23 protein-coding genes are annotated in these 24,711 nt (G+C 70.7%); 9 read left to right on the forward strand and 14 right to left on the reverse strand.

Annotated elements, in window-relative coordinates; genetic code table 11:
- Positions 1 to 76 precede the first annotated feature (76 nt).
- The gene (locus tag FH608_RS21320) at positions 77 to 1,018 is read left to right on the forward strand and encodes an NADP-dependent oxidoreductase (protein ID WP_139632408.1); all 942 of its coding nucleotides are present in this window, start codon (positions 77 to 79) and stop codon (positions 1,016 to 1,018) included.
- 89 nt (positions 1,019 to 1,107) lie between these two features.
- Here FH608_RS21320 and FH608_RS21325 read toward each other — a convergent pair whose 3' ends face one another.
- Complete coding sequence (locus FH608_RS21325) at positions 1,108 to 2,583, reverse strand: MFS transporter (protein WP_226899741.1); 1,476 nt, start codon at positions 2,581 to 2,583, stop codon at positions 1,108 to 1,110.
- Positions 2,584 to 2,679: 96 nt separating this feature from the next.
- On the opposite strand from FH608_RS21325, the gene FH608_RS21330 reads away from it, so the two are divergent.
- Genes FH608_RS21330 through FH608_RS21345 form a run of 4 tightly spaced genes read left to right on the forward strand, consistent with a single transcriptional unit; the run spans position 2,680 to position 6,556 of the window.
- Positions 2,680 to 3,669 carry a sigma-70 family RNA polymerase sigma factor gene (locus FH608_RS21330; RefSeq protein ID WP_139632298.1) on the forward strand — a complete coding sequence of 330 codons (990 nt, stop codon included), beginning with the start codon at positions 2,680 to 2,682 and terminating at the stop codon, positions 3,667 to 3,669.
- Between the two features lie 43 nt (positions 3,670 to 3,712).
- Positions 3,713 to 4,828, forward strand: a complete 1,116-nt coding sequence (locus tag FH608_RS21335; RefSeq protein WP_139632299.1) for a steroid 3-ketoacyl-CoA thiolase — start codon at positions 3,713 to 3,715, stop codon at positions 4,826 to 4,828.
- Positions 4,825 to 5,850, forward strand: a complete 1,026-nt coding sequence (locus FH608_RS21340; RefSeq protein WP_139632300.1) for an MBL fold metallo-hydrolase — start codon at positions 4,825 to 4,827, stop codon at positions 5,848 to 5,850. The genes FH608_RS21335 and FH608_RS21340 overlap by 4 nt, the downstream gene beginning before the upstream one ends.
- A gap of 25 nt (positions 5,851 to 5,875) precedes the next feature.
- Positions 5,876 to 6,556, forward strand: coding sequence for a FadR/GntR family transcriptional regulator (locus FH608_RS21345; protein ID WP_139632301.1), 681 nt, complete (start codon positions 5,876 to 5,878; stop codon positions 6,554 to 6,556).
- Positions 6,557 to 6,583: 27 nt separating this feature from the next.
- Here the strand turns inward: FH608_RS21345 and arfA are convergent, their stop codons facing one another.
- Positions 6,584 to 8,074, reverse strand: a complete 1,491-nt coding sequence (gene arfA / locus FH608_RS21350) for an arabinosylfuranosidase ArfA (protein WP_139632302.1) — start codon at positions 8,072 to 8,074, stop codon at positions 6,584 to 6,586.
- Between the two features lie 82 nt (positions 8,075 to 8,156).
- Between arfA and FH608_RS21355 the strand changes: the two genes are divergently transcribed.
- Both FH608_RS21355 and FH608_RS21360 read left to right on the forward strand, forming a co-directional pair.
- Positions 8,157 to 9,170, forward strand: coding sequence for a LacI family DNA-binding transcriptional regulator (locus FH608_RS21355; protein WP_139632303.1), 1,014 nt, complete (start codon positions 8,157 to 8,159; stop codon positions 9,168 to 9,170).
- Positions 9,171 to 9,180: 10 nt separating this feature from the next.
- Positions 9,181 to 10,140 carry a DNA polymerase ligase N-terminal domain-containing protein gene (locus FH608_RS21360; protein ID WP_139632304.1) on the forward strand — a complete coding sequence of 320 codons (960 nt, stop codon included), beginning with the start codon at positions 9,181 to 9,183 and terminating at the stop codon, positions 10,138 to 10,140.
- Between the two features lie 16 nt (positions 10,141 to 10,156).
- Here FH608_RS21360 and FH608_RS21365 read toward each other — a convergent pair whose 3' ends face one another.
- From FH608_RS21365 to FH608_RS21395, 7 genes are read right to left on the reverse strand one after another with little or no spacing between them, the layout of a single operon-like run.
- A complete protein-coding gene (locus tag FH608_RS21365) occupies positions 10,157 to 11,134 on the reverse strand; it encodes an aldo/keto reductase (protein WP_139632305.1) in 978 nt (325 codons plus the stop codon).
- A gap of 17 nt (positions 11,135 to 11,151) precedes the next feature.
- Positions 11,152 to 12,141, reverse strand: coding sequence for an ABC transporter permease (locus FH608_RS21370; RefSeq protein ID WP_226899742.1), 990 nt, complete (start codon positions 12,139 to 12,141; stop codon positions 11,152 to 11,154).
- Positions 12,138 to 13,619, reverse strand: a complete 1,482-nt coding sequence (locus FH608_RS21375) for a sugar ABC transporter ATP-binding protein (protein ID WP_139632306.1) — start codon at positions 13,617 to 13,619, stop codon at positions 12,138 to 12,140. Before FH608_RS21375 ends, FH608_RS21370 begins: the two co-directional genes overlap by 4 nt.
- Positions 13,619 to 14,641, reverse strand: coding sequence for a sugar ABC transporter substrate-binding protein (locus FH608_RS21380; RefSeq protein ID WP_139632307.1), 1,023 nt, complete (start codon positions 14,639 to 14,641; stop codon positions 13,619 to 13,621). Before FH608_RS21380 ends, FH608_RS21375 begins: the two co-directional genes overlap by 1 nt.
- 16 nt (positions 14,642 to 14,657) lie before the next feature.
- Positions 14,658 to 15,392, reverse strand: coding sequence for an SDR family NAD(P)-dependent oxidoreductase (locus tag FH608_RS21385; protein ID WP_226899743.1), 735 nt, complete (start codon positions 15,390 to 15,392; stop codon positions 14,658 to 14,660).
- Entirely contained in the window at positions 15,389 to 16,681 is a 1,293-nt protein-coding gene (locus tag FH608_RS21390) for an enolase C-terminal domain-like protein (protein WP_139632308.1), read from the reverse strand. Before FH608_RS21390 ends, FH608_RS21385 begins: the two co-directional genes overlap by 4 nt.
- Positions 16,678 to 17,523 (reverse strand): fumarylacetoacetate hydrolase family protein, encoded by an 846-nt coding sequence (locus FH608_RS21395; protein WP_139632309.1) that lies wholly within the window; start codon positions 17,521 to 17,523, stop codon positions 16,678 to 16,680. The genes FH608_RS21390 and FH608_RS21395 overlap by 4 nt, the downstream gene beginning before the upstream one ends.
- A gap of 333 nt (positions 17,524 to 17,856) precedes the next feature.
- Between FH608_RS21395 and FH608_RS21400 the strand changes: the two genes are divergently transcribed.
- The gene (locus FH608_RS21400; RefSeq protein WP_226899744.1) at positions 17,857 to 19,062 is read left to right on the forward strand and encodes a cytochrome P450; all 1,206 of its coding nucleotides are present in this window, start codon (positions 17,857 to 17,859) and stop codon (positions 19,060 to 19,062) included.
- Positions 19,063 to 19,337: 275 nt separating this feature from the next.
- Here FH608_RS21400 and FH608_RS21405 read toward each other — a convergent pair whose 3' ends face one another.
- The 4 genes from FH608_RS21405 to FH608_RS21420 all read right to left on the reverse strand — a co-directional run bounded on the left by FH608_RS21405 (position 19,338) and on the right by FH608_RS21420 (position 22,417).
- Positions 19,338 to 20,255: a DUF559 domain-containing protein gene (locus tag FH608_RS21405; RefSeq protein ID WP_139632310.1), complete on the reverse strand. Its 918-nt coding sequence runs from the start codon at positions 20,253 to 20,255 to the stop codon at positions 19,338 to 19,340.
- Between the two features lie 220 nt (positions 20,256 to 20,475).
- Positions 20,476 to 20,886 (reverse strand): DUF2000 domain-containing protein, encoded by a 411-nt coding sequence (locus FH608_RS21410; protein ID WP_139632311.1) that lies wholly within the window; start codon positions 20,884 to 20,886, stop codon positions 20,476 to 20,478.
- A gap of 74 nt (positions 20,887 to 20,960) precedes the next feature.
- A complete protein-coding gene (locus tag FH608_RS21415; RefSeq protein WP_139632312.1) occupies positions 20,961 to 21,794 on the reverse strand; it encodes an SRPBCC family protein in 834 nt (277 codons plus the stop codon).
- Between the two features lie 14 nt (positions 21,795 to 21,808).
- Complete coding sequence (locus FH608_RS21420) at positions 21,809 to 22,417, reverse strand: transcriptional regulator (RefSeq protein WP_139632313.1); 609 nt, start codon at positions 22,415 to 22,417, stop codon at positions 21,809 to 21,811.
- A gap of 60 nt (positions 22,418 to 22,477) precedes the next feature.
- Between FH608_RS21420 and FH608_RS21425 the strand changes: the two genes are divergently transcribed.
- Positions 22,478 to 23,308, forward strand: a complete 831-nt coding sequence (locus FH608_RS21425; RefSeq protein ID WP_139632314.1) for an AraC family transcriptional regulator — start codon at positions 22,478 to 22,480, stop codon at positions 23,306 to 23,308.
- A gap of 204 nt (positions 23,309 to 23,512) precedes the next feature.
- On the opposite strand, the gene FH608_RS21430 is transcribed toward FH608_RS21425, so the two are convergent.
- Positions 23,513 to 24,532: a GDP-mannose 4,6-dehydratase gene (locus FH608_RS21430; protein ID WP_139632315.1), complete on the reverse strand. Its 1,020-nt coding sequence runs from the start codon at positions 24,530 to 24,532 to the stop codon at positions 23,513 to 23,515.
- Between the last annotated feature and the right edge of the window lie 179 nt (positions 24,533 to 24,711).

The following is a 24,711-nucleotide window of genomic DNA, read 5'->3' on the forward strand; positions in this document are numbered from 1 at the left end:
GCCCGATCTTTACACATCATGACCTGCGGGCCACTCGCGAGCTCGGCGCCCGTCCTAGCAGGCTGGGGTCATGAAGATGAAAGCGATCAGCCAGGACGCCCTGGGCGGCCCGGACGTGCTGAAGATGGTCGAGGTGGACAGGCCGGTGCCCGGCCCGACCGAGGTGCTGGTGCGGGTGGAGGCCGCCGGGCTCAACCCGACCGACTGGAAGACCCGCGCGACCGGCGGCTTCCTGACGGAGGGACCGCCGTTCGTGCTCGGCTGGGACGTCTCCGGCGTGGTCGAGGGCTCCGGCGTCGGGCAGGCCCTCTACAAGCCGGGCGACGAGGTGTTCGGCATGCTGAAGTACCCGCAGGGGCACGGCTCCTTCGCCCAGTACGTCACCGCGCCGTCCCGCTACTTCGTGCGCAAGCCCGCCACCATCGACCACGTGCAGGCGGCCGCGATCCCGCTCGCCGCGCTGACCGCCTGGCAGGCGCTCGTGGACGTCGCCGGGCTCACGTCCGGCCGCCGGGTGCTCGTCCACGCCGCCGCCGGCGGGGTGGGGCACCTGGCCGTCCAGATCGCCAAGGCGCGCGGCGCGTACGTGATCGGCACGGCCAGTGCCAGCAAGCACGAGTTCCTGCGCGAGCTGGGCGCGGACGAGCTGGTCGACTACCGGAACCAGGACTTCGCCGAGGCGGTGCGGGACGTGGACGTGGTGGTCGACACCATCGGCGGCGACTACGGGCCGCGCTCGCTGCGCACCATGCGCGAGGGCGGCACGATCGTCTCGCTGGCGCTCGGCACCCTGGATCCCGGCCTCCACGCGCGCGCCGCCGAGCTGGGCATCCGCTCGGAGGCCATGCTGGTGGAGCCTGACCAGGCCGCGATGCGCGCGCTCGCCGCGCTGATCGAGGCGGAGCGGCTGCGGGCGGAGATCGCCGCCACCCTGCCGCTCGCGGAGGCGGCCAAGGCCCACGAGCTCGGTGAGACGAACCGGACCACCGGCAAGATCGTCCTCACCGTCCCCCACTGATCGAACGCCGGGGCCGCCGCGGGCCGAGACGGCACCAGGCACGAAGAGACGCCGCCCCCGGTCGAGGGCGGCGTCCCCGGCGACGCCGGTCAAATGCCGACGGCGACGGGGAGGTCGTCGTGGGCCTCATGGATGTCGTGGGCGCCCTCGTCCTGCGCCGCGTCGCGCCGTTCCGGCCTGATGACGGTCAGCGCGATGACGAACGACACCGCCACGAGCGCGGCCCCCACCAGGAACGCGAGCTGGAACCCCCCGATCAGCGCCTCCATCTCGGGCCGCCCCTCCGCGGCGAGCTGCCCGGTGCGGGTGGCCGACAGCGTGGCGAGGACGGCCAGGCCCAGGGCGGCGCCCACCTGGGCGGTCGTGTTGACCAGGCCGGAGGCCAGCCCGGCGTCGTCCCGCGTGGCGCCCGACATGGCGAGGGCGGCCAGCGCCGGGAAGCCGCCGCCGATCCCCACCCCGAGCAGCAGCGTCGCGGGCAGCACGTCCACCAGGTAGCTCCCGCCCGCGGGCACCCGGGCGAACAGCGCCAGCCCGAGGGCGATCAGCACGAGGCCGCCCAGCAGGGTGGACTTGGCGCCGAAGCGGGTGACCAGCCGCTCGGAGTACCGCAGCGACAGCGCGCCCATCACGATGCTCTGCGGCAGGAACGCCAGCCCCGTGCCGAGGGCGTCGTACCCGAGCACCCGCTGCAGGTACAGCACCCCGAGGAAGAACATCCCGAACATGCCGGCCACGGTGAGGGCCTGGACGGCGTTCGCGCCGGAGACGTTCGCGGAGCGGAAAACGCGCAGCGGGACGAGCGGGCGGCGGGCCCTGGCCTCGCGGAGCACGAACAGCGCGAGCAGGGCGGCGGACACGGCGAGCAGCGACAGCGTCTGCGCCGAGCCCCAGCCGAGCTCGGCGGCGGGCTGGACGATCGTGTAGACCCCGAGCATCAGGGCCGCGGTGATGAGCACGGCGCCGGGCAGGTCGGCGCCCCCGCGAAGGCCCAGACCCCGGTCCCTGGGGAGCAGCCGCATGGCCGCCACCCCGGTGGCCAGCCCGATGGGGACGTTCACGAAGAAGATCCAGTGCCAGTTGATGCCCTGCGTGAGCACGCCGCCCGCCAGCAGGCCGATCGAGCCGCCCGCCGAGGCGACGAAGCTGTAGAAGCCGATGGCCCTGGCGCGCTCGCGCGGCTCGGGGAACATGGTGACGATCACGCCCAGGATGACGGCCGAGGTCATCGCGCCGCCGACGCCCTGCACGAACCGCGCCGCGATCAGCACCTCCTGGCTGCCCGCCAGCCCGCACGCCGCCGAGGCCAGCACGAACACCGTAAGCCCCGCCAGGAAGACGCCCCGGCGCGAGAGCAGGTCGCCCAGCCGTCCCGCCAGGAGCAGCAGCCCGCCGAAGGCGATGAGGTACGCGTTCACCACCCAGGCCAGGCTGGACTGGGTGAAGCCCAGATCCGTCTGGATGGCGGGCAGCGCGACGTTCACCACGGTGACGTCGAGGACGATCATCAACATTCCCGTGCACAACACGGCGAGCGCGACCCAGCGCGAACGTTCCGAATTCATGGTCATTCCTTTGGATCCGTAAATGGTTCGCATTAATCGACCGGCGAGGGCATGAAAACTCATCGGTCTGTCGGTGGCGCCGTCTATACAAGGCTTATGACCGACAAGCCGACGAACGAGGAGTTCCTCCAGCAGGCTGATCCGATGCGGCGCGAGTTGCTGGCGCACTGCTATCGGATGATGGGCTCGGTGCACGACGCGGAGGACCTCGTCCAGGAGACGTACCTTCGCGCGTGGCGCGCCTACGACGGCTTCGAAGGGCGTTCCTCGCTGCGCACCTGGCTCTACCGCATCGCCACGAGCGCCTGCCTGACCGCGCTCGACAGCCGCTCCAGGCGGCCGCTCCCCACCGGTCTCGGCGCCCCCAGCACCGAGCCGTCCGCTCCCCTGGTGCAGGACAACGAGGTGCCGTGGCTGGAGCCGGTGCCCGACGTGCTGGCCGGTGCGGAGAGCACCGATCCGGCCGCGATCGTCACCTCGCGCGAGAGCATCAGGCTGGCGCTCATCGCCGCGCTGCAGCACCTGCCGCCCCGGCAGCGCGCGGTCCTGGTCCTGCGCGACGTGCTCCGGTGGAAGGCCGCGGAGGTGGCCGAGGCGCTTGAAACCTCCACCGCCGCCGTCAACAGCATCCTCCAGCGGGCCCGCGCCCAGCTCAACGAGGTGCGCCCGAGCCTCGACGACCCGGTCGAGCCGCTCTCGCCGGAGCAGCGGGCCCAGCTCGACCGTTACGTGGCGGCGTTCGAGAACTACGACATCGACGGCGTGGTGAAGCTGTTCACCGAGGACGCGGTCTGGGAGATGCCGCCCTTCGTCGGCTGGTACCAGGGTCCCGGCGCGATCATGGAGCTCATCAGGACGCGGTGCCCCGCCCAGGGTCCCGGCGATCTCAAGCTGGTGCCGACCGCCGCCAACGGGCAGCCGGCCTTCGCCATGTATCTGCGCGAGGACGGCGTCTACCGGCGGTTCTCCATCATGGTGCTGACGTTCGCCGGCGACCGGCTCAGCCACGTCGGCTCGTTCTTCGAGGAGAGCCTGTTCGAGGTCTTCGGCCTTCCTGAGGTGCTGGAGGCTTCCGCGACAAAGTAGAACGCGTTACAGTCACGCCAGAGCATCGTTCTGGAGGGCTGTTGTGGGCACACCGGTGATCGTCGAGGCCGTACGCACTCCCATCGGCAAGCGGGCGGGCCGGCTGTCCGGGATCAAGCCGCAGCAGGTCCTGGCGACCACCCTGAACGCGCTCGTCCAGCGTGCCGGGATCGATCCGGCGATCGTCGGTCAGGTGTTCGCCGGGTGCGTGACGCAGGCGGGCGAGCAGGGCGGGCACGTCGGGCGGCACGCCTGGCTGTATGCCGGGCTGCCGCACGAGACCGGCGTGACGACGGTGGACGCGCAGTGCGGGTCGTCCCAGCAGGCGGTGCACCTCGTGGCGGCGCTGGTCAGCGCGGGCGTGATCGAGGCGGGCATCGGGTGCGGCGTCGAGGTGATGAGCCGGGCGCCGCTCGGCAGCAACGTGCTGCCGGCCTCGCCCAGGCCGGACGACTGGAGCATCGATCTGCCCGACCAGTTCACCGCCGCCGAGCGGATCGCGCGGCGGCGCGGGCTGACGCGGGAGCGGCTCGACTGGTACGGAGCGCGCTCGCAGCGCCTGGCGGGCAAGGCGTGGGCGGACGGGCGCTTCGACCGGGAGGTCGTGCCGGTCGGCGACGTGCGCAGGGACGAGGGGTTACGCGAGACCACGGAGGAGACGCTGGCGAGGCTCAGGCCGGTCGCCGAGGGAGCCCTGCACACCGCGGGCACGTCGTCGCAGATCTCCGACGGCGCGGCGGCCGTGCTGGTGATGAGCGAGGAGGCGGCCCGGCGGCACGGGCTGCGGCCCAGGGCGCGGATCCTGGCGCAGGCGCTCGTGGGGGCGGAGCCGTACTACCACCTGGACGGGCCGGTGCAGGCGACGGCCAGGGTGCTCGCGGCGGCCGGGATGGCGCTGGGCGACATCGACAGGTTCGAAGTCAATGAGGCGTTCGCGTCCATCGTGCTGTCATGGGCGAGCGTGCACGAGCCCGACCTCGACCGGGTCAACGTCAACGGCGGCGCCATCGCGCTCGGCCATCCGGTCGGCGCCACCGGCGCGCGGCTGATCACCACGGCCCTGCACGAGCTGGAGCGGTCCGACTCGGCCACCGCCCTGGTCACGATGTGCGCCGGCGGCGCGCTGGCCACGGCCACCATCCTGGAGCGGGCCGCTTGAGCAGGGCGAGCAGGCGCAGGCCGTACTCCGAGCAGCGGCCGCAGGACCTCGGCGGCGGGGTGTGGAGCGTGCCGGTGCCGATCCCCGGCAACCCGCTCGGCTACACGCTGGTCTATGCCGTCGAGTCGCCCCAGGGTCCCGTGCTGGTGGACGCCGGGTGGAACCATCCGGACGCCTGGGAGGCGCTCAGCGGCGGCCTCGCGGCGCTCGGGTTCGACGTGGGCGCGGTGAAGGGGGTGGTCGTCACCCATTTCCATCCCGACCACGCCGGGCTCGCGGGGCAGGTCAGGGAGCGCTCCGGCGCCTGGGTCGCCATGCACGAGGCCGACGCGGCGCTGGTCCGGCTCATGCACGACCATCCCGCCGACGACCAGCGCAGCTTCCAGGCCGAGATGCTCAGGCGGGCCGGGGCCGATCCTGGTGAGGTGCGGCAGGCGGTGAGCCGGCCGGCGCCGCCCGCCCGGCCCGACCGCGAGCTGCGCGACGGCGACCTGGTGGACCTGCCGGGGCGCAAGCTGCGGGCGGTGCACACGCCCGGCCACACGCCGGGGCACATCTGCCTGCACCTGGAGGACGCCGACCGGCTGTTCACCGGCGACCACGTCCTTCCCGACATCACCCCGCATATCGGGATTTATCCATATGACCGGGATGATGTCGATCCGCTGGGCGATTTCCTGGACTCCTTGGACCGGGTCGGGGAACTCGGGTCCCTGGACGCCCTCCCCGCCCATGAATGGATATTTCCGGATGTGGCAGCGCGGGCGGCCGAGATCCGCCACCATCACGAGGAGAAGCTCGTACGGCTGCGCGCCCTCCTGGCCCGGCGGCCGCACCCGCAGACCATCTGGGAGGTCGCCGCGATGATGACGTGGAACAGGCCATGGGCGGACCTGTCCCCCATGCTGCGAGGCATGGCGGCCGGGGAGGCGGCGGCGCATCTGCGCGCGCTGGAGGCCCGGGGAGAAGTTCGGCGGGTCCCCGGTGTCGATCTGGTCCGCTTCCAGGCTCTAGACTCCTAGACATCCGATGTCTAGGGAGAAAAGCGTGGCGGTCACCGACGCGGCCATCGACAAGATCAAGCAGATGATCGTCTCAGGCGAGCTGGCTCCCGGCGACCGGCTGCCCAAGGAGGCCGACCTCGCCGAGCGGCTCGGCCTGTCACGTAACTCGCTGCGCGAGGCCGTGCGCGCCCTGTCCCTCATCAACGTGCTCGACGTGCGCCAGGGCGACGGCACGTACGTCACCAGCCTGGAGCCGCGCCTGCTGCTCGACACCATGTCGTTCGTGCTCGACCTGCACCGCGACGACACGGTCCTGCAGTTCTTCGAGGTCCGGCGCATCCTGGAGCCGGCCGCGACGGCGATGGCGACGAAGCTGATGACGGAGGAGGACATCGCGGAGCTGCGGGTGATCCTCGAGTCCCTGCCCGACGAGCCCACGATCGAGGAGCTGGTGGCCAACGACCTGCTCTTCCACCAGCGGATCGCGCGGGGCTCGGGCAACAGCGTGCTGGCCTCGTTCATCGAGAGCCTGTCAGGTCCGACCACTCGGGCCAGGATCTGGCGCGGCCTCACCCAGTCGGGCGCGATGGACAAGACCCGCGAGCAGCACACCGCGATCTACGACGCCATCGCCGCGCGCCAGGCCGACGTGGCCCGCTCCTGGGCGACCGTGCACGTGGCGGGCGTGGAGTCGTGGCTGCGCAAGGCGCTCGACCTCGACTGAGAGACCGTCACGGGCGCGTGCCGCGCCTCATGAGGCCTTGACCACGTTGAAGGAGAGCGGCGGGAGCACCGCGTTCAGCCGGTCGCCGTCGATGGTCGCCCCCTGGACCGCGCGGGGCTCGACGCGGCGCGGCTCGCGCTCGGTGTTGCGCGCGGCCGGGTCGGCGTCGGCGACCGTGACGTGCGAGATCGTCCCGGCCCTGGGGAGGCCGCGCAGGTCGACGGCCAGCGGCAGCGAGGTCTCGCCCCGGTTCACCGCGAAGACCGACAGCTCGCCCTCGTCCAGGGTGGCGGCGGCGGCCAGCACGGGCACCTCGCCGTACTTCTCGGTCGGCATGGAGGGCGCCGTGACCTGCGCGCGCAGCACCCGCCCCCGGGCGTTGGCGGCGGTCAGCGCGAACGGGTGGAAGATCGTCTGCCGCCACGCGGGGCCGCCCGGCTCGGTGCGGATGGGGGCGATCACGTTGGCGAGCTGGGCCTGGCAGGCGAGGCCGACCCGGTCGGCGTGGTTGAGCAGGGTGATGAGCAGGCTGCCGACCACGGCGGCGGCGGCCACGTCGTACTCCTCCTCGATGATGCGCGGCGCGTGCGCCCAGTCGAGGCCGCTCTCGCCGCCGAACAGGCTCTGCGACCACACGTTCCACTCGTCGAAGGAGACCTTGAGCCGCTTGCGGCTGCCGAGCTTGGCGGCCACGTGGTCGGCCGTGGCGATCACGTCCTCGATCTGCCGCTCCATCTCCACCGCCGAGGCCAGGTAGCTCGCCCGGTCGCCGGCCACCGCGTCGTAGTAGGCGTGCGTGGAGATGTAGTCGACCTCGTGGTAGCAGTGCTCCAGCACCGTGGCCTCCCACGAGCCGAACGTGGGCATCCGGGGGTTGGAGCTGCCGCAGGCGACCAGCTCGATGTCCGGATCGACCCGGCGCATCGCCTTGGCGGTCTCGAGCGCGAGCCGGCCGTACTCCTCGGCGGTCTTCCCGCCGATCTGCCAGGGGCCGTCCATCTCGTTGCCCAGGCACCACACCCTGATCCCGTACGGCTCGCGCACGCCGTGCTTGACCCGCAGGTCGGACCAGCGGGTGCCACCCGGGTAGTTGGCGTATTCGAGCAGGTCCCGGGCCTCGCGCACCCCTCTGGTGCCCAGGTTGACGGCCATCACCGGCTCGACGCCCACCTCCCCCGCCCAGCTCATGAACTCGCCCAGCCCGAAGGCGTTCGTCTCGATCTGCCGCCACGCCAGGTCGAGCCTTGTAGGCCGCTCCGACGCCGGCCCGACGCCGTCCTCCCATTCGTAGTTGGACACGAAGTTGCCACCCGGATAGCGGACGGCCGTCACGCCCATCTCCCGCGCCAGCTCGATCACGTCACGCCGCAGGCCGTCGTCGTCGGCACTCTCGTGCCCGGGCTCGAACACGCCCGTGTACACGCAGCGTCCCATGTGCTCGACGAACGATCCGAACAGCCGCCGTTCAACCGGACCGACCTCGAAAGCCGGGTCCAGCGTGAGCTTGGCGGGGTCCATGGGCTGCTCCTCCTTCGTAGGCTCCGCCCCATCTATACATCGTTGTATTCAACGTTGTAAAGAAGTGCGTACACTTTCGTCCATGGACAGAGCTCGCGTCGGCCTCAAGGATGTGGCCCGCCTGGCCGGGGTCTCGGTGAAGACCGTCTCCAACGTGGTCAACGGCTACATACACGTCACCCCGGCCACCAGGACCCGGGTCGAGGCGGCCATCAAGGAGCTCAACTACCGGCCCAACCTGTCGGCCAGGAACCTGCGGCAGGGCCGCACCGGGATCATCGCGCTCGCGGTGCCCGAGCTGGACACCCCCTACTTCGCGGAGCTGGCCAAGTTCGTGGTGGCGGCGGCGGAGGAGCGGGGGCTGACGGTGCTGATCGACCACACAGGCGCCTCGCGGGAGCGCGAGCAGCTCGTCGCCGAGGGCTTCCGCGCCCGGCTGATCGACGGCCTGATCCTCAGCCCGCTGGCGCTGACGCCCGAGGACCTCTCGGCCCGCATGGACGACACGCCCATGGTGCTGCTGGGCGAGCGCGTCTACGAGGGTCCCGCCGATCACATCGTGGTGGACAACGTGGCGGCGGCCAAGGAGGCGACCCTGCACCTGGCCTCGCTCGGGCGCACCCGCATCGCGGCCATCGGGTCTCAAGACACCGTGGCGGCCGAGAGCTCCCGGCTGCGCCTTGAGGGCTACCGCCGGGCGCTGAAGGAGGCCGGGCTGCCGCTGGACGACCGGCTGGTGGTGCCGGCGGAGGAGTACCACCGGGCCGACGGGGCGCGGGCCATGGCCGAGCTGCTCGACTCCGGCGCCGCGCCCGACGCGGTCTTCTGCTTCAACGACCTGCTCGCCCTTGGCGCCCTCCGGACGCTGCTGGAGCGGGGCCTCGCCGTGCCGGGCGACGTGGCGCTGGCCGGCTTCGACGACATCGAGGACGGCCGGTACGGCACGCCCACCCTGACCACGATCTCCCCCGACAAGCGCGCGATCGCCCGCCAGGCCGTCGGCCTGCTGGCCGGGCGCATGGCGGGGACGTCCGGGCAGGCACGCGAGTTCCGGGTGCCGTACCAGCTGATGATCCGGGAGAGCAGCGGCGGGTAGTACCCCTGTCGTGGCCGACAAACTGGAGCGATACCGGAGTAAACGCGACGCCAGCCGCACCCCCGAACCCGTCCCCCCGTCGCCGCCCGCCACCGGGAACGGCCCAGGACATGAGCACGCCTTCGTCATCCAGGAGCACCACGCCCGCTCCCTCCACTGGGACCTGCGCCTGGAACGTGACGGCGTGCTCGTGTCCTGGGCCGTCCCCAAGGGCCTGCCCGGCGACCCCGGCACGAACCACCTGGCCGTGCACACGGAGGACCACCCGATGGAGTACCTCACGTTCCACGGCGAGATCCCCAAGGGCGAGTACGGCGGCGGCACGATGACCGTCTGGGACACCGGCACGTACGAGACGGAGAAGTGGTCCGACCGCGAGGTCAAGTTCGTCCTGCACGGCGAGCGGGCCTCCGGCCGGTTCGTGCTGTTCAGGACCCGCGGCAAGAACTGGATGATCCACCGCATGGACGCCGCCGCCCGCGACCCGTTTCCGCAGGCCGAGCCCATGCTGCCCGCCGAGCGTGCCAGGCCGCCCAAGGACACCTCGGCCTACGCCTTCGAGTTCGCGTGGGGCGGGCGGCGGCTGCTCGTCCCGATCGAGGGCGGGCGCACCACGGCTGCGCGCGAGCACCCCTGGCTGCGGGGGCTGGCCGAGTCGTTCGGCAGCCGCACGGCGATGCTGGACGGGGAGCTCGCCACGCTCAAGGGCGCGGAGCTCCTCGTCTTCTACGACCTGCTGTACGACGACGGCCACTCGCTGGTCGACCGGCCGTACACGGTGCGGCGGGCGGCGCTGGAGGCACTGGAGCTGGGGGGCGGCCACTGGCAGACCGCCCCTTCGTGGCCCGGCGAGGCCGAGCCGGTCCGCCGGGCCGCCCGCGAGCAGGGGCTGCCCGGGATCGTGGCCAAGCGCCTGGACTCGGCGTACGAGCCGGGACCCTCCACGTCCTGGCTGTTCGTCCCGTCCTGACCCGCCGGGCCGCCGCTCACTCCGCCCGAACGGCGGGCTCTTCGGAGCCTTCCGCCAGCAGGCCCTCCGAGGCCAGGTCCGCCCACACCGCGTCCGGGACCGGCCGCGACAGCAGGGCGGCGTTCGTGGCGACCTCCTCGGCCGAGCGGGCGCCCAGGACGACCGAGGCGACGGCCGGGTGGCGCAGCGGGAACGCCATGGCCGCCTGCGGCAGCGTGACGCCGTGCCGTTCGCAGACCTCCGCGATCCTCGCCGCCTTCTCCAGCAGCGGCGCCGGCGCGGGCAGGTAGTCGTACGTGCTGCCCGGCGTGGGCGTGGCCAGGATGCCGCTGTTGAAGACGCCGGCGGCCAGCACGCGGACCCCGCGCCGCACGCACTCCTCCAGGAGCGGCAGGCCCGACTGGTCGAGCAGGGTGTAGCGGCCGGCGAGCATGACGACGTCGACGGCGGTCTCCTGGACGAAGCGCAGCGGCGCCTGCCACTGGTTCATCCCGACGCCGATCGCCCTGACCACGCCCTGCTCCCGCAGCTCGGCCAGCGCCGGGTACGCCTCGGCCAGCGCCTGCTCCAGGTGGTCGTCGGGATCGTGGATGAGCGCGATGTCGACGGACGGGATCCCGAGGCGGGCCAGGGACTCCTCCAGTGACCTGCGCACCCCGTCGCCGGAGAAGTCCCACTCGCGCGTGAGCTCCGCGGAGACGTCGAAGCCCTCGTCGTCGCGTCCGGTCCGCGGCCGCGGCACCAGCAGGCGTCCGACCTTCGTGGACAGGACGTAGCCGGAGCGGCCCTTGAGCGCGGCCCCGAGGCGGCGCTCGGAGAGGCCGAGCCCGTAGTGGGGCGCGGTGTCGAACAGGCGCACCCCGCTGTCCCAGGCGGCGTCGACGGCGGCGCGCGCCTGCTCCTCGGTGACCTCCTCGAACAGGTTGCCGATGGGCGCCCCGCCGAAGCCGTAGCGCGACACCTCCAGCCCGGTCCCTCCGACCGCCGTCGTCACGGGTTCGTCGATCCCGCTCAATCCTGTGCCTTTCCGCCGGCGATCCGGCTGATCATCAGTGCGATGAGGATGATCCCGCCGTAGATCACCGGCTGCCAGAAGCCCGAGACGCCGATGAGCGTCAGGATGTTCTGCACGAGACCGATCACCAGCACGCCGGTGAGCGCGCCCAGGATCGTGCCCTTGCCGCCGTCCATGCTCACGCCGCCGATGACCGCCGCCGCGAACACCATGAAGATCCACCCGACGCCCTGGTTGTTGCCGATCGCCCCGAGGCGGCCGGTCTCCAGGATCCCGGCCAGCGCCGCCAGCGTCCCGCCCAGGATGAACACCCCGTACAGCACCCGGTCCACCCGGATGCCGGCGGCGCGGGCGGCGTCGGCGTTGCCGCCGATCGCGTAGAGGGCGCGGCCGAGCCGCAGGTAGCCGAGGCCGAAGATGCCGGCCGCGAACAGCGCGCCGGCGATCCAGATGGCGGCCGGCAGGCCGAGCCACGTGGCGCTGCCCAGGTAGAGGATCGAGTCGGGGAGCTGGAAGAGCGTCTTGCCCTCGGTCGGCCCCTGCAGGAAGCCGTGCACGATGATCAGCATGGCCAGCGTGACGATGAACGCCGACAGCTTGAACCTGACGATCAGGAAGCCGTTGAACGCGCCGATGGCCGCGCCGACCAGCAGCGCGAGCGGGATCACCAGCGCCCCCGGCAGCCCGAGGCCGAAGCCGCCGGCCGTCACCGGGATCACCAGCATCACCGCGATGGCCGGGGCGGTGCCGACCGTCGACTCCAGCGACAGGTCGAACTTGCCGGCGATGAGGATCATCGCCTCCGCCAGCACGAGGAGCGAGATCGCCGCCTGCTGCTGGAGCACGTTCGTGAGGTTGCCGGCCGTCATGAACGTCGGATCCAGGAACGCGCCCACGACGAGCAGGATCACGATCACCGGCACCAGCGTCAGGTCACGGAACCTGGCCAGCCGCACCCGCGGAACCGGCGCTGTCAAAGTGGTCACTCTTCTATGCCTTCCATCACGGCCACGAGCTCGTGGTCCGTCCAGCCACGTGGCACGTCCTTGACGATCCTGCCGTGGAACATCACCAACACCCGGTCGCAGATGCGCAGGTCGTCGAGCTCGTCGGAGACCACCACGGCCCCCGCGCCCCGCTCGACCGCGTCCTCGACGGCGCCGAGCAGGGCCTGCTTGGCCTTGACGTCGACGCCGGCGGTCGGGTTGATCACGACCAGCGCCGCCGGGTCGTCCACGAGTGCCCGCGCGAAGACGACCTTCTGCGCGTTGCCCCCGGACAGGTCTCCGACCGGCTGGTCAGGCCCTTCGGTCTTGATGTCGAGGTTCTTGATCAGCTCGTCGGCCTTGGCCCGGCGGCGGGCCGGGGACACGATGCCGTAGCGCCCGAGCTTGCGGGCGATCGGGAACGTGGCGTTCTCGCCCACCGAGAGCAGCGGGACGAACCCCTCGTGGTGGCGGTCCTCCGGGACGAACCCGAGACCGGCCCGCAGGGCGGCGGGCACGTCGCCCGGCTTGACCGGGGCGCCCTTGACCATGACCGTGCCGGAGTCGGCCCTGCGCAGCCCGACCAGCGTCTCGGCCAGGCCGACCTTGCCGCTGCTCGCGGATCCGGCCAGACCGACCACTTCGCCGGATTTGACCGATATATCGATATCTTGGTAGCGGCCGCCGAGCGTGAGGCCCTGGCCTGACAGCACCACCGTCTCGGCGGGAGTGTGCGGGCGGGCCTCGTAGGCGACCGTGGCCTCCCCCGTCATCGCGGCGACCAGCTCGTCGTGCGGGAGGTCGGCGACGGACCTGGTCACGATGTGCCGCGCGTCGCGGAAGACCGTCACGCTCTGGCAGATCTCGTAGACCTCGTCGAGGTGGTGGGAGATGTACATCATCGTGACGCCCTGCTCGCGCAGCGAGCGCATGCGGCCGAACAGCCGCTCGATGGCCGCGCCGTCGAGCCGCGCGGTCGGCTCGTCGAGGATGATGAACCGGGCGCCGAACGACAGCGCGCGGGCGATCTCCACGAGCTGGCGCTGCTCGACGGTCAGGTCGCCGGCCAGCGCCCGCACGTCGACGTCCACCTCGTACGTGTCCAGCAGCTCGCGCGCCTCGGCCCGGAGCCCCCGCCAGTTGATCTTGAGGCCCTTGGTCGCCTGGCGGTTGAGGAAGAGGTTCTCCGCGACCGTGAGCGCCGGGATGATCGTGGACTTCTGGTAGACGCAGGCCACGCGCTGCCGCCAGGCGTCACGGTCGGCGAGGACGGGCGCCGGCTCTCCCGAGAACAGCACCTCGCCCTCGTCGGCCGGCTGGAGCCCGGTGAGGATCGACACCAGGGTGGACTTGCCCGCGCCGTTCCTGCCGACGAGCGCGTGGGTCTCGCCCTCGGCGATCGCGATCCCCGCGCCGTTGAGCGCGACGGTCGGGCCGAAGCGCTTAACGACATTGCGGGCTTCAACGTGATTTTTCATCACTTGACCTGATTACCCCAGAGGCTCTTGTCATCCACGTTGTCCTTGGTGACCAGCGGCGCGGGCAGCTGGTCCTCCAGGCCGTTCGGGAGCTGGATGATCGTGCTGTCGTGGTCGGTCGGGCCGGGCTTGAACGTCTTGCCCTCCATCGCGGCCTTGGCGTAGAAGAGCGCGTACTTCGCGTAGAGGTCGGCCGGCTGCGACACCGTGGCGTCGATGTCGCCCTTGCGGATCGCCTCGAACTCCTGCGGGATGCCGTCGTTCGAGACCACGAAGATGTGCTTGGGATCGCTCGGCGGGACGAGCAGCCCCTTCTGCTTGAGCACCTGCAGCGTCGGGGCCAGGTGGACGCCACCGGCGTGCATGTAGATGCCCTTGATGTCGGGGTTCTGCTCCAGGCGGGTCTGCAGCATGGACGCGGCCTTGCTGCCCTCCCACTCGGTCGGCTCGCTGAACACCGTGATGCCGGGGTACTTGCTCTTCATGCACTCCAGGAACGCCTCGGACCTGTCGCGGCCGTTGATCGAGCCGAGCGAGCCCTGCAGCTGCACGACCTTGCCCTTGCCCCCCAGCTTCTCGCCGAGGAACTCGCAGGCCTTGGTCCCGTACGCGCGGTTGTCGGCGCGTACGACCATGTAGACCTTGCCCTTGTCCGGCCGGGTGTCGACGGTCACGACGGGGATCTTCTTGTTCTCCAGTTGCTGGAGGGTGTTGGCGATGGCACCGGTGTCCTGCGGGGCCATGACGATCACCTTGGCGCCCTTGCCGACCAGCGCCTGCACGTTGTTGACGAGTTTCGCCACGTCGTTCTGCGAGTTCGTGGGTGGCATGAGGTCCACCTTGAGCTCACTGGCCATCTGCGGGACGTACTTGATGTACGAGTTCCAGAAGTCGGAGTCGGCCCGCGGGTGGTCGATGCCGACCTTCCCGCCGCCTTCTCCCGCTGCTGTGGTCGTGCCGGAGCCACACGCCGTGACGACCGCCAAGAGGGCCGCTGCCGCGACCGCCGAACCGAACTTCATCAGGGGGGTACCTTCCTTAGTTGGATGCCCTCAGCCGGAGCCCCTGCATTCCCCCGTCGACCGCGAGCGCGGTCCCGGTGGTCGCGCCGGCTTCCGGGCTGGCGAGGTAGGCGATCGCCGCGGCGACCTCCTCCGCGCTGACCAGGCGGCCCATCGGCTGCCTGGCGTTGAGTGCGGCCCGCTCCGCCTCGGGATCGACGGCCGAGTCGAGAAGCCGCCCGACCCACGGGGTGTCCGCGGTGCCCGGGTTGACGCAGTTGACCCGGATGCCGTCACGGATGTGGTCCGCGGCCATCGCGAGCGTCAGCGACAGCACCGCGCCCTTGGTGGCGCTGTAGAGCGCCCGCTGCGGCAGCCCCGCGGTGGCCGCGACCGAGCACGTGTTGACGATGGAGGCGCTGCCGGACCTCCTGAGGTACGGCAGCGCCGCCCGCGCGACCCGGACCATGCCGAGCACGTTGACGTCGAACACCTGCTGCCACTCGCTGTCCGGGTTGTCCTCGATGGTCCCTTGCGCGCCGATGCCCGCGTTGTTCACGAGCACGTCGATGCCGCCGAGGCGGTCAGCGGCCTCCGCCACCGCCGCGCGTACCGAGGCGTCGTCCGTCACGTCCGCCTTGATGCCGATGAACGGCTCGCCCGGCGGGACGAGGTCGAGACAGGCCACCCGCATGCCGCGCTCGGCGAGCAGCGTGGCCGTGGCCAGGCCGATGCCCGAGCCGCCGCCGGTCACGATCGCTTTCAGGCTCACGCGTCCCTCCAGATCTCGCCGCCGGGGAACGTGTGGGCGGCTATCGACACTGCGTGCATCTCCGCGCCGGAGCCGGGCTCGGACGGCGCGACGTATCTTCCGTTGCGGATGACGACCGGGGCCGTGAAGTGCTCGTGGAGGTGGTCGACGTACTCGATCACGCGGTTCTCCATGGTGCCGGTGACCGCGACGTAGTCGAACATCGACAGGTGCTGCACCATCTCGCAGAGCCCCACCCCGCCCGCGTGCGGGCACACCGGCACGCCGAACTTGGCCGCCAGCAGCAGGATCGCCAGGTTCTCGTTGACGCCGCCGACCCTGGCCGCGTCGATCTGCACGTAGGACAGGGCGTTCGCCTGGAGGAGCTGCTTGAACACGATGCGGTTCTGCACGTGCTCGCCGGTCGCCACGGGGATGGGTTCGATGCCCCTGGCGATGGCGGCGTGGCCGAGCACGTCGTCGGGGCTGGTCGGCTCCTCGACCCAGTGGGGGTTGAACTCGCTCAGCGCGCCGACCCACTCGATGGCCGCGCCGACGTCCCAGCGCTGGTTGGCGTCGATCGCGATGGGGAAGCCGGGGCCGCAGACCTCGCGCGCCACCCTGAAGCGGCGCCGGTCGTCGTCGAGATCGGCGCCGACCTTGAGCTTGATCTGCCCGAAGCCCTGCTCGAGCGCCTCCTTGCAGAGCCTGCGCAGCTTGTCGTCGTCGTAGCCCAGCCAGCCGGGGGACGTCGTGTACGCGGGGTAGCCGTCCTCGATGAGCCGGTTGATCCGCTCTTCCTTGCCCTCCTCCATGCCGCGCAGGATCTGGAGGGCTTCGTCGGGGGTCAGCGCGTCACTGAGATAGCGGAAGTCGATGAGGTCGACGATCTCCTCGGGCGACATGTCCGACAGCAGCCGCCACAGCGGCTTGCCCGCCCGCTTCGCCTTCAGGTCCCACAGGGCGTTGACCACGGCGGAGATCGCCATGTGCATGACGCCCTTCTCCGGCCCGAGCCAGCGCAGCTGCGAGTCGTAGACCATCTCCTTGGAGAGCGCGCCCAGGTCCTCGACATCCCTGCCGATCACGTACGGCTCCAGCGCGCTGATGGCGGCGGTCTGGATGTCGTTGCCGCGCCCGATCGTGAACGCGAACCCGTGCCCCTCGAACCCGTCATCGGTGGTGAGCACGACATAGGCCGCGGAGTAGTCGGGATCCGGATTCATCGCGTCGGAGCCGTCGAGCTCCCGCGAGGTCGGGAACCGCACGTCGTGCGTCTCCATCCCGACGATCCGGTACGCCCCCGTCATGCCTGTCCCACCGTCTGGCGCTGCCGCCCGAGCCCCGCGATCTCCAGCTCCATCACGTCACCCGCGCGAAGGTACGGCTGCCCCGGCATGCCCATCGCCACCCCGGCGGGCGTGCCCGTGTTGATCACGTCGCCCGGCTCCAGCACCATGAACTGGCTCAGGTAGCGCACGATCTCGGCCACGTCGAAGATCATGTTCTTGGTGTCGCCGTCCTGGCGCGCCTCGCCGTTCACCCACAGGCGCAGCGCGAGGCTCTGCGGGTCGGCCACCTCGTCGGCCGTCACCAGCCAGGGGCCGAGCGGGTTGAACGTCTCGCACGACTTACCCTTGTCCCACTGGCCGCCGCGTTCGAGCTGGAACTCGCGCTCGGAGACGTCGTTGGAGATCGCGTAGCCGGCGATCACGCCCAGGGCCTCCTCACGGCTGCCCAGGTAGCGGGCCTCCTGGCCGATGACGATCGCCAGCTCCACCTCCCAGTCGGTCTTCACGCTGCCCCGCGGGACCAGCACCTCGTCATACGGGCCGACCATGGTGTTGGCGGCCTTCATGAACACGACCGGCTCGGCCGGCACGTCCTGGCCCGACTCGGCGGCGTGGTCGCTGTAGTTGAGGCCGATACAGACGATCTTGCCTGGACGCGCGATCGGCGCTCCGATCCGCAGCCCCTCGGCGTCGACGACCGGCAGGGCGTCACGCTCGAGCGCGTCCCGGACGCGCGCCACTCCCCCGGAAGCGAGGAAAGCCCCGTCGATCTCGGGCTCTCCGATGTCGCGCAGGTTACCGGCGCCATCCATGACCACCGGGCGTTCCTGGCCGACAGGTCCTACTCGCAGCAGCTTCACACCGCATCCTTCACATATACATCGGATGTCTCGTTTCATGATGCTCGTGTGACCAGGCGGAGCATGTCAAGGGCGTCAAGACGGATACATCCGATCCGTGACCTCCAAAGACACCTCAGAGAGCCATGTGACGCCTGTGAATCGACTTTACCGCTCCGATGGCTCCGTTCACATACACGAATGTACGCGCCCCAAAACATCGGAGGTGCACCTAGCACGCCGGGGGGCATGCTCACCGTGACGGCCTCGCCCGGGGAACCGCACCGTGGGCTCCCTTGACGGCCGTACAGGGACGTAATAGAACACGTTCCAGTGCGACCTATTACCAAGCGCTTGACCAAGAGGGTGACTCGGGTGCAGATCGACCTCGTCGACAGGGACGTCTACGCGACCACCGGACCGCCGCACGAGCAGTTGGCCTGGCTCCGCGCCAACTCCCCCGTGCACTGGCACGAGGGCGAGCCCGGCTTCTGGGCCGTCACCCGGTACGACGACGTCGTCCACGTGTCGCGGCACTCCGACCGCTACTCGTCGTACCGAAAGCTCGCCCTGTTCGACGAGATGAGCCAGGACCAGATCGACCTCCAGCGGCTCATGATGCTCAACCAGGACCCGCCCGAGCACACGAGACGGCGTTCCCTGGTCAACCGCGGCTTCACCCCGCGCACGATCGGCGCCCTCGAACAACACATCCGCGACATCTGCGACGACCTCCTCGACAAGTGCACCGGCGAGGTCGACTTCGTCACCGAGGTCGCCGCGCCCCTCCCCCTGTACGTGATCTGCGAACTGCTCGGCGCGCCCGTGGCCGACCGCGACAAGATCTTCACCTGGTCCAACCGCATGATCGGCAGCCAGGACCCCGACTACTCCCCTTCTCCCGAGGAGGGCTCGGCGGCCGCCATGGAGGTCTACGCCTACGCCAACCAGCTCGCGGAGCGGCGCAGATCCCATCCCAAGGACGACATCGTCACCAAGCTCCTCCAGCCCGACGAGCACGGCGAAACGCTCGACGAGAACGAGTTCGACCTCTTCGTCCTCCTCCTGGTGGTCGCCGGCAACGAGACCACCCGCAACGCGGCCTCCGGCGGCATGCTCGCCCTCTTCGAGCACCCCGACCAGTGGAGCCGCCTCGCCGCCGACCCCACCCTCGCCAGAACCGCCGCCGACGAGATCGTCCGCTGGGTCTCCCCCGTGAACCTCTTCCGCCGCACCTCCACCGCCGACCAGGTGCTCGGCGGGCAGGAGATCAAGGCCGACGACAAGGTCGTGGTCTTCTACGCCTCCGCCAACCGCGACACCGCCGTCTTCCCCGACGCCGAGACCTTCGACATCGGCCGCGACCCGAACCCCCACATCGGCTTCGGCGGCGGTGGCGCCCACTTCTGCCTGGGCAACCACCTGGCCAAGCTGGAACTCCGCGTCCTCTTCGAACAACTCGCCCGCCGCCGCCCCAACCTCCGCCAGACGGGCCCGGCCCGGCGGTTGCGCTCGAACTTCATCAACGGCATCAAGGAGCTTCCCGTCACCTTCGGCTGACCACCCACCCCTCGCACGGCACCCGCCGGCCCCGCCCCGGCAGACGCAGGTCCGACAAACGCACGTCCGATGGTCGGACAGACGCACGCCACAGCAGACGCACGTCCGGCGAGCGCACGTCACGGCAGACGCACGTTGAACGGGCGCGCGTCCAACGGGCGCACATCCGATGACTTTGCCGAGCGATCCGTTGGCGGCTCGGTCTCCGGTGTTGCCAGGGCGGGCGTGCCAAGCGGTCGGCAACCGACGGCGGTCAGAAACGCGCGGCCGGTGGCTCATCGGTAGCGCGAGCGGGAGCGGCGGCGGGCGGCGCGGATGCGGCGGAGGATCCGGTCGGTGCGCTCCGGCCCCGGCTGCCAGCCGCGCTCGATCAAGGCGTTGGCCACGTGCTCCAGCAGGCCGGCGATCTGGCCGGGGATGACGTCCATCCGGACGGCGATCACGCGCCACCCCCGCCGCCTCAGCTCCTCCCGGCGGTCTGCGTCGCGCAGCTGGTCGACGGCCGAGGTGTGGTGCTCGCGCCCGTCGTACTCCACAGCGACCTTGAACTCCTCCCACCCCAGGTCAAGGTAGGCGGACCGGTCGTCGTCGAGCTCGACCCGGATCTGGGTGACGGGCCGGGGCAGGCCGCCCTCCACAAGGATGACCCGGAGCCAGCTCTCCCTGGGTGAGGCGGCTCCCCGGTCGGCCAGGCCCAGGGTGTCGCGCAGTTGCCAGGAGTTGAGCGGGCGGTGCCACAACGCGTCGAGGTCGACGCCTCTGCGCGCGAACTGGTCGAGGATCGCCACCGCGTCCATGCGGGGCAGCCAGCGGGCGCAGTCGAGGGCCGTGCGCTCCATGGTGGTGAGCCGGGCGGCCCGGTGGACGGTGACGTCTTCTGGCGGGAGCGGCGCCAGGTAGGTGACGCAGCCCGGGAGCGCCAGGTGGCCGGGGGCGATCAGTTCCACGGGCCAGTCGGCCTCCTCCGTCGCCGGCAGGGCGCTCAGGCCCCAGATGTGCGCGGCCGTCTGCCGGCAGGCGACGGCCTGCGGCACGGCTCGCGTCACGCGAACGGCCCGGTCGATCAGGGAGAGTGAAGGAGCGCCCTTGGGCGGATCGGTGACGGGCGATCCTGTGGGAGAGCCCGCGGGGGTGGGAGTGCCGCCGGCGAGGGTGGTGGCCCAGGGCAGGGCTGAGGGGTGTGGGTGGTGCATGGCGCCAAGGGTGCCCGACCGGGAACGGGTGGCGAGGGGCCGAATGGTGTTCTGTGGATAGAGCGGGTCATCCCCAGGGTGGCGGACCCATTTGGTGGAGAGAAATCGATTAAAGGTGGGTCAGGGGTGCGGATAGTGGCCAGGGTGGCGGTCGCGGATGGGGACAGCCGTCAGAGTGGCGGTCACGGGTGGGGACAGCGGTCGGAGTGCAGGGAGCGGGTCAGGGGTGGAGGGGGAGGCCTTTCAGGACCTTGTCCACGCCGTTCCGCGCCCCGTACACAGCCACCCCCACCAGCGCCAGCTCACCGGCCTCCACCGCCCGCACCGCCGCCCGGTTGTCCGCGTCGTTCCCCGTCTTGAACATCTCCTCGATGTAGACGGCCACGTCCATCCCCCGCCCCATCGCCTTCTCCCTGACGCCCCGCAACCCGGCCAGGTCCGCCGTGTAGACGAGCACGGGCTGCCGCAGCATCGGCAGGTACGCGTTGCCGGACCCGTCCTCGTACGGCTCCCCCATGAGCCCCGGCACCCCGCCCGCCACCGCGCTGGACAGGAAGGCGGTGACGTTGAGCTTCTGCCATGCGGCCAGATCCGCGCGGACCACGATGCCGATCTTGGTGTCGAAACGCATGGCCACGAGTCTCCCCGCCCCGCCTCCGCCACGTCTTGAACGCTGGTGCGGAAGGTGAACGCCGCTGCCGAGGACTAGTCGATGAAGATCGGCTGCCAGTCCGGCACCTCGTGGTAGCGCCGCAGCTCCGCGACGCCCGACAGGATCCCGCCCCACGCCGCGTACGGCGGGCGCGAGGTGTCGAAGCCGCTCTGCACGAGCGTCAGCCGGGTCTTGCCGCCGGAGCCCTCCAGCTCCCACGCCCCGACCCCGGGGCCGCCCCAGTCCAGCGAGAACTTGCGGCCGGGCTCGAGCTCCAGCACCTTGGCCGGGCTGGGGTCGTTGGCCAGCCCGCCCATCGCGAAGCGGCCGCCCACGAACGGCTCGATCTCGATCGGGAACCCGAACCACCGCGTCACCGTCTCCGAGTCGATCAGCGAGTCGAACACGTCGGACGGCGACGCGTCGATCGTGACCTCCGCCCGCAGCTCCGGCGAGGTGTAGTCGGCCCTGGGGGTGAGCTCGCGGCCCTCGAAGTGCTCGGCCAGGTTGGCGAGCGCCTGGGCCCAGTACGTCTGCAGCACGCCCCTGATGCTCTTGCCGGTGATGACGTCCTGGAAGTCGAAGTGGGTTTGCGACAGCGTCACGATGGTCGTGTCGCCGTCCTCCTCCAGCCCGATCTCGGTGGTCGTCTCCTCGCCGTCCAGCAGCCAGGCGAAGCGCACCGTGCGGTCGTCGGCGTGCAGCAGCCGCTGGTGCGGCGCGTCGCCCTCGGGCGTCGTGCGCCCCCAGAACCCGAAGCGGTCCGGCAGCGACACCTCCGCGTGCTCGGCCAGCCAGATCCGCAGCAGGGCCGGGTCGGTGAGCGCCTGACGCACCTCCTTGAGAGGCGCCTGGACGCGGGCACGGATGATCATGGGCTCGGTCATGACAACTTTCCCCTCTAACGACTCTCGTGACTCTCTGACTTCTCCGGCTGATCGCCGCCGGTCTCCGATGCGGAGCCGCCGGCCTTCGGGTAGCAGGCGACCGCGAGCTTGAACGCGTCCCCCTCCGACCCGCCGTACCGAGTGAAAAGCTCCTGCAGCAGCGTCTGCAGGTCGTTCAGGAACTCCTGGCGCCTGTCAGGTCGCACGTGGATCTCTCCTGACAATCCGATCGACGGGAGCTCGGGCGCGCTCCTGTCGAGTGCCGCGATGTCCTCCTGGACCTCCTCCATGAGGTCCAGCAGGTAGCCGAGGCTCAGCTCGTCCTGCGCCCTGCGCAGGCCGATCCGGCCCACGAGCCGGGGCGACAGCCAGTACGAGCGCGCGCCGGCCTGGTAGATGCCCTCGTGGATCCCGCGCACCTTGCGCTCGGACACCTGGTCCACCAGGCCCGCCTCGACCAGCCGCTTGACGTGGTAGTAGACCCGCTGCGGCGTCTGACCGAGCCGTTCGGCCACTTCCGAGCACGTACGCGGCTCGGCCAGCTGCCGCAGCACCTCCACGCGCTGCGGCTTGAGCAGTGCCTCGGCCTGCTCGATCTCTTCCAGGTACAGGACGTCTCTCATCGCAAAAACAATCCTTTACGTAAAAATGTAATTTGTCAATAGGGGCGCGACAATGGAGGCATGGCGCAGGACTGGTCGCGCTACTGGCGCTCGCCCCACCGGCCGCTGGAGGCCATGTACGCCCACTTCGAGCGGCACGTCTACCACCGGCACAGCCACGAGACCTACTCGTTCGGGGTCACGGAGACCGGCGCGCAGTCGTTCACCTGCCGGGGCTCGGCCCACACGAGCGCGGCCGGCATGGTCATGGCCTTCAACCCGGAGGACCCCCACGACGGCCATGCCACGGACGCGCTCGGCTTCACCTACCGAATGGTCCACATCGGACCCGATCTCCTGTCCGACGCCCTCACCGACGCGACGGGTCGCCGCAGGGGCCTGCCGCTCTTCACGGCGCCCGTGGTCGACGACCCCGCCCTGGCCAGGGCGCTGCGCGAGCTGCACGCCGCTCTCCTGAGCCGCCACGCGACGGCGCTGCGCCGTGACGAGCTGCTCGCGGCGACGGTCGCGGCGATCGTACGGCGGGCGGCGACGGCCCCGCTCCGCCCGCCAGGCCCGCTCGGCCCGTCCGCGAGGATCGCCCGCCAGGTCAGGCAGGTCCTCCACGACCGGCCGGCGGACGATCTCACGGCCGACGACCTGGCGCGGGCGACGGGCGCCAGCCGCTACGCGGTCTACCGGGCCTTCCGCGCCGAGTACGGGCTGCCCCCGAGCGACTACCAGCGCCAGCTGCGGCTCAGGACGGCCCGCACGCTGATCGCGGACGGCACCCCGATCAGCGAGGCGGCCGCCGCCACGGGCTTCGCCGACCAGAGCCACCTGACCCGCTGGTTCACCCGCTACTTCGGCCTCACCCCTGGCACGTACCGCGCGGCCATCACGCCCGGATAGGCGTGGGGGTCAGCAGGAACCACGGAGCCGGTGAAGCATGCGCGCCGTAACGGCGGCGCGCCACTGACCGGTCAGCGGGCGTTTCCCTGGACAGACGCGAGCCCGCGACGGCGGTCGGCAAGCCACGGCAGCGCCGTAACGAAAGAAGAGAGCCGCACGGACCGGCGGGCGCTCCCAAGAAAGCCACGCGAGCCACAAGAGAGATCACGGCCAGGAAGCATCATCAGGGTCGGCGCCGTCGGAGAGGAGGCGGAGGTCGGATTCGACCATCATCGCGACCAGCTCGTCGAACGACACCCCCGGCTCCCACCCCAGCTGCGCCCGCGCCTTCTTCGGGTCGGCGCACAGCAGGTCCACCTCGGCCGGCCGGTGCAGCGCCTGGTCCGTCACCACGTACCGCTCCCAGTCCAGCCCCGCCGCCGCGAACGCCGCCTCCACCAGCTCCCTGACCGACTTCATGCGGCCTGTCCCGATCACGTAGTCCTCGGGGCGCGGCGCCCGCATCATCAGGTGCATGGCCTTGACGTAGTCGCCGGCGTACCCCCAGTCGCGGCGCGCCTCCAGGTTGCCGAGCCGCAGCTCCGTGGCGAGCCCCAGCTTGATCCGCGCCACCCCCAGCGACACCTTCCTGGTGACGAACTCGGTGCCCCGGCGCGGCGACTCGTGGTTGAACAGGATCCCCGAGACGGCGAACATCCCGTACGACTCTCGGTAGTTCTGCGTGAGGAAGTGCCCGTAGGCCTTGGCTACCCCGTACGGCGAGCGCGGGTGGAAGCCGGTGCGCTCGGTCTGCGGCGTCTCGCTGACCTGGCCGAACATCTCGGAGGACGAAGCCTGATAAAAGCGGATCTGTCCGGAGGCGGCCGAGCCTCGGGACGCCCCCGAACACACCCGGATCGCCTCGAGCATGCGCAGCACGCCCATCCCGGTCACCTCGGCCGTGAGCTCCGCCTGCTCCCACGACATCGGCACGAACGAGATCGCCCCGAGGTTGTACACCTCGTCCGGCTGAACCCGTTCCACCGCCGAGATCAGCGAGCCCTGGTCAAGCAGATCACCCCGCACCACCTGCACGTCCGAGAGCAATCGGCGCATCCGGGACACGCGCGGGTTCGCCTGGCCCCGGACCAGCCCCCACACCTCATACCCCTGCTCCAGCAGGTGCTCCGCCAAGTAGGAACCATCCTGGCCGGTGATGCCGGTGATCAGAGCGCGCCTGGCCAAGGGTCCTCCAACGATCGCGAACCGCATCCCTTTGGGACGGGAATGTACAGGTAAGCGCCCCAACAGGGCATCCAGCCACCTAGAACCTGTTCCACAGAACGACGTTCGGTAACCGCAACGTCGCAGCTCGCACGACGTATGCCCGCGAATGTGAACAATTCCAGGTGACCTACCGGATG

It is taken from the genome of Nonomuraea phyllanthi (assembly GCF_006334985.2).
GTDB classification, from domain to species: Bacteria; Actinomycetota; Actinomycetes; order Streptosporangiales; family Streptosporangiaceae; genus Nonomuraea; species Nonomuraea phyllanthi.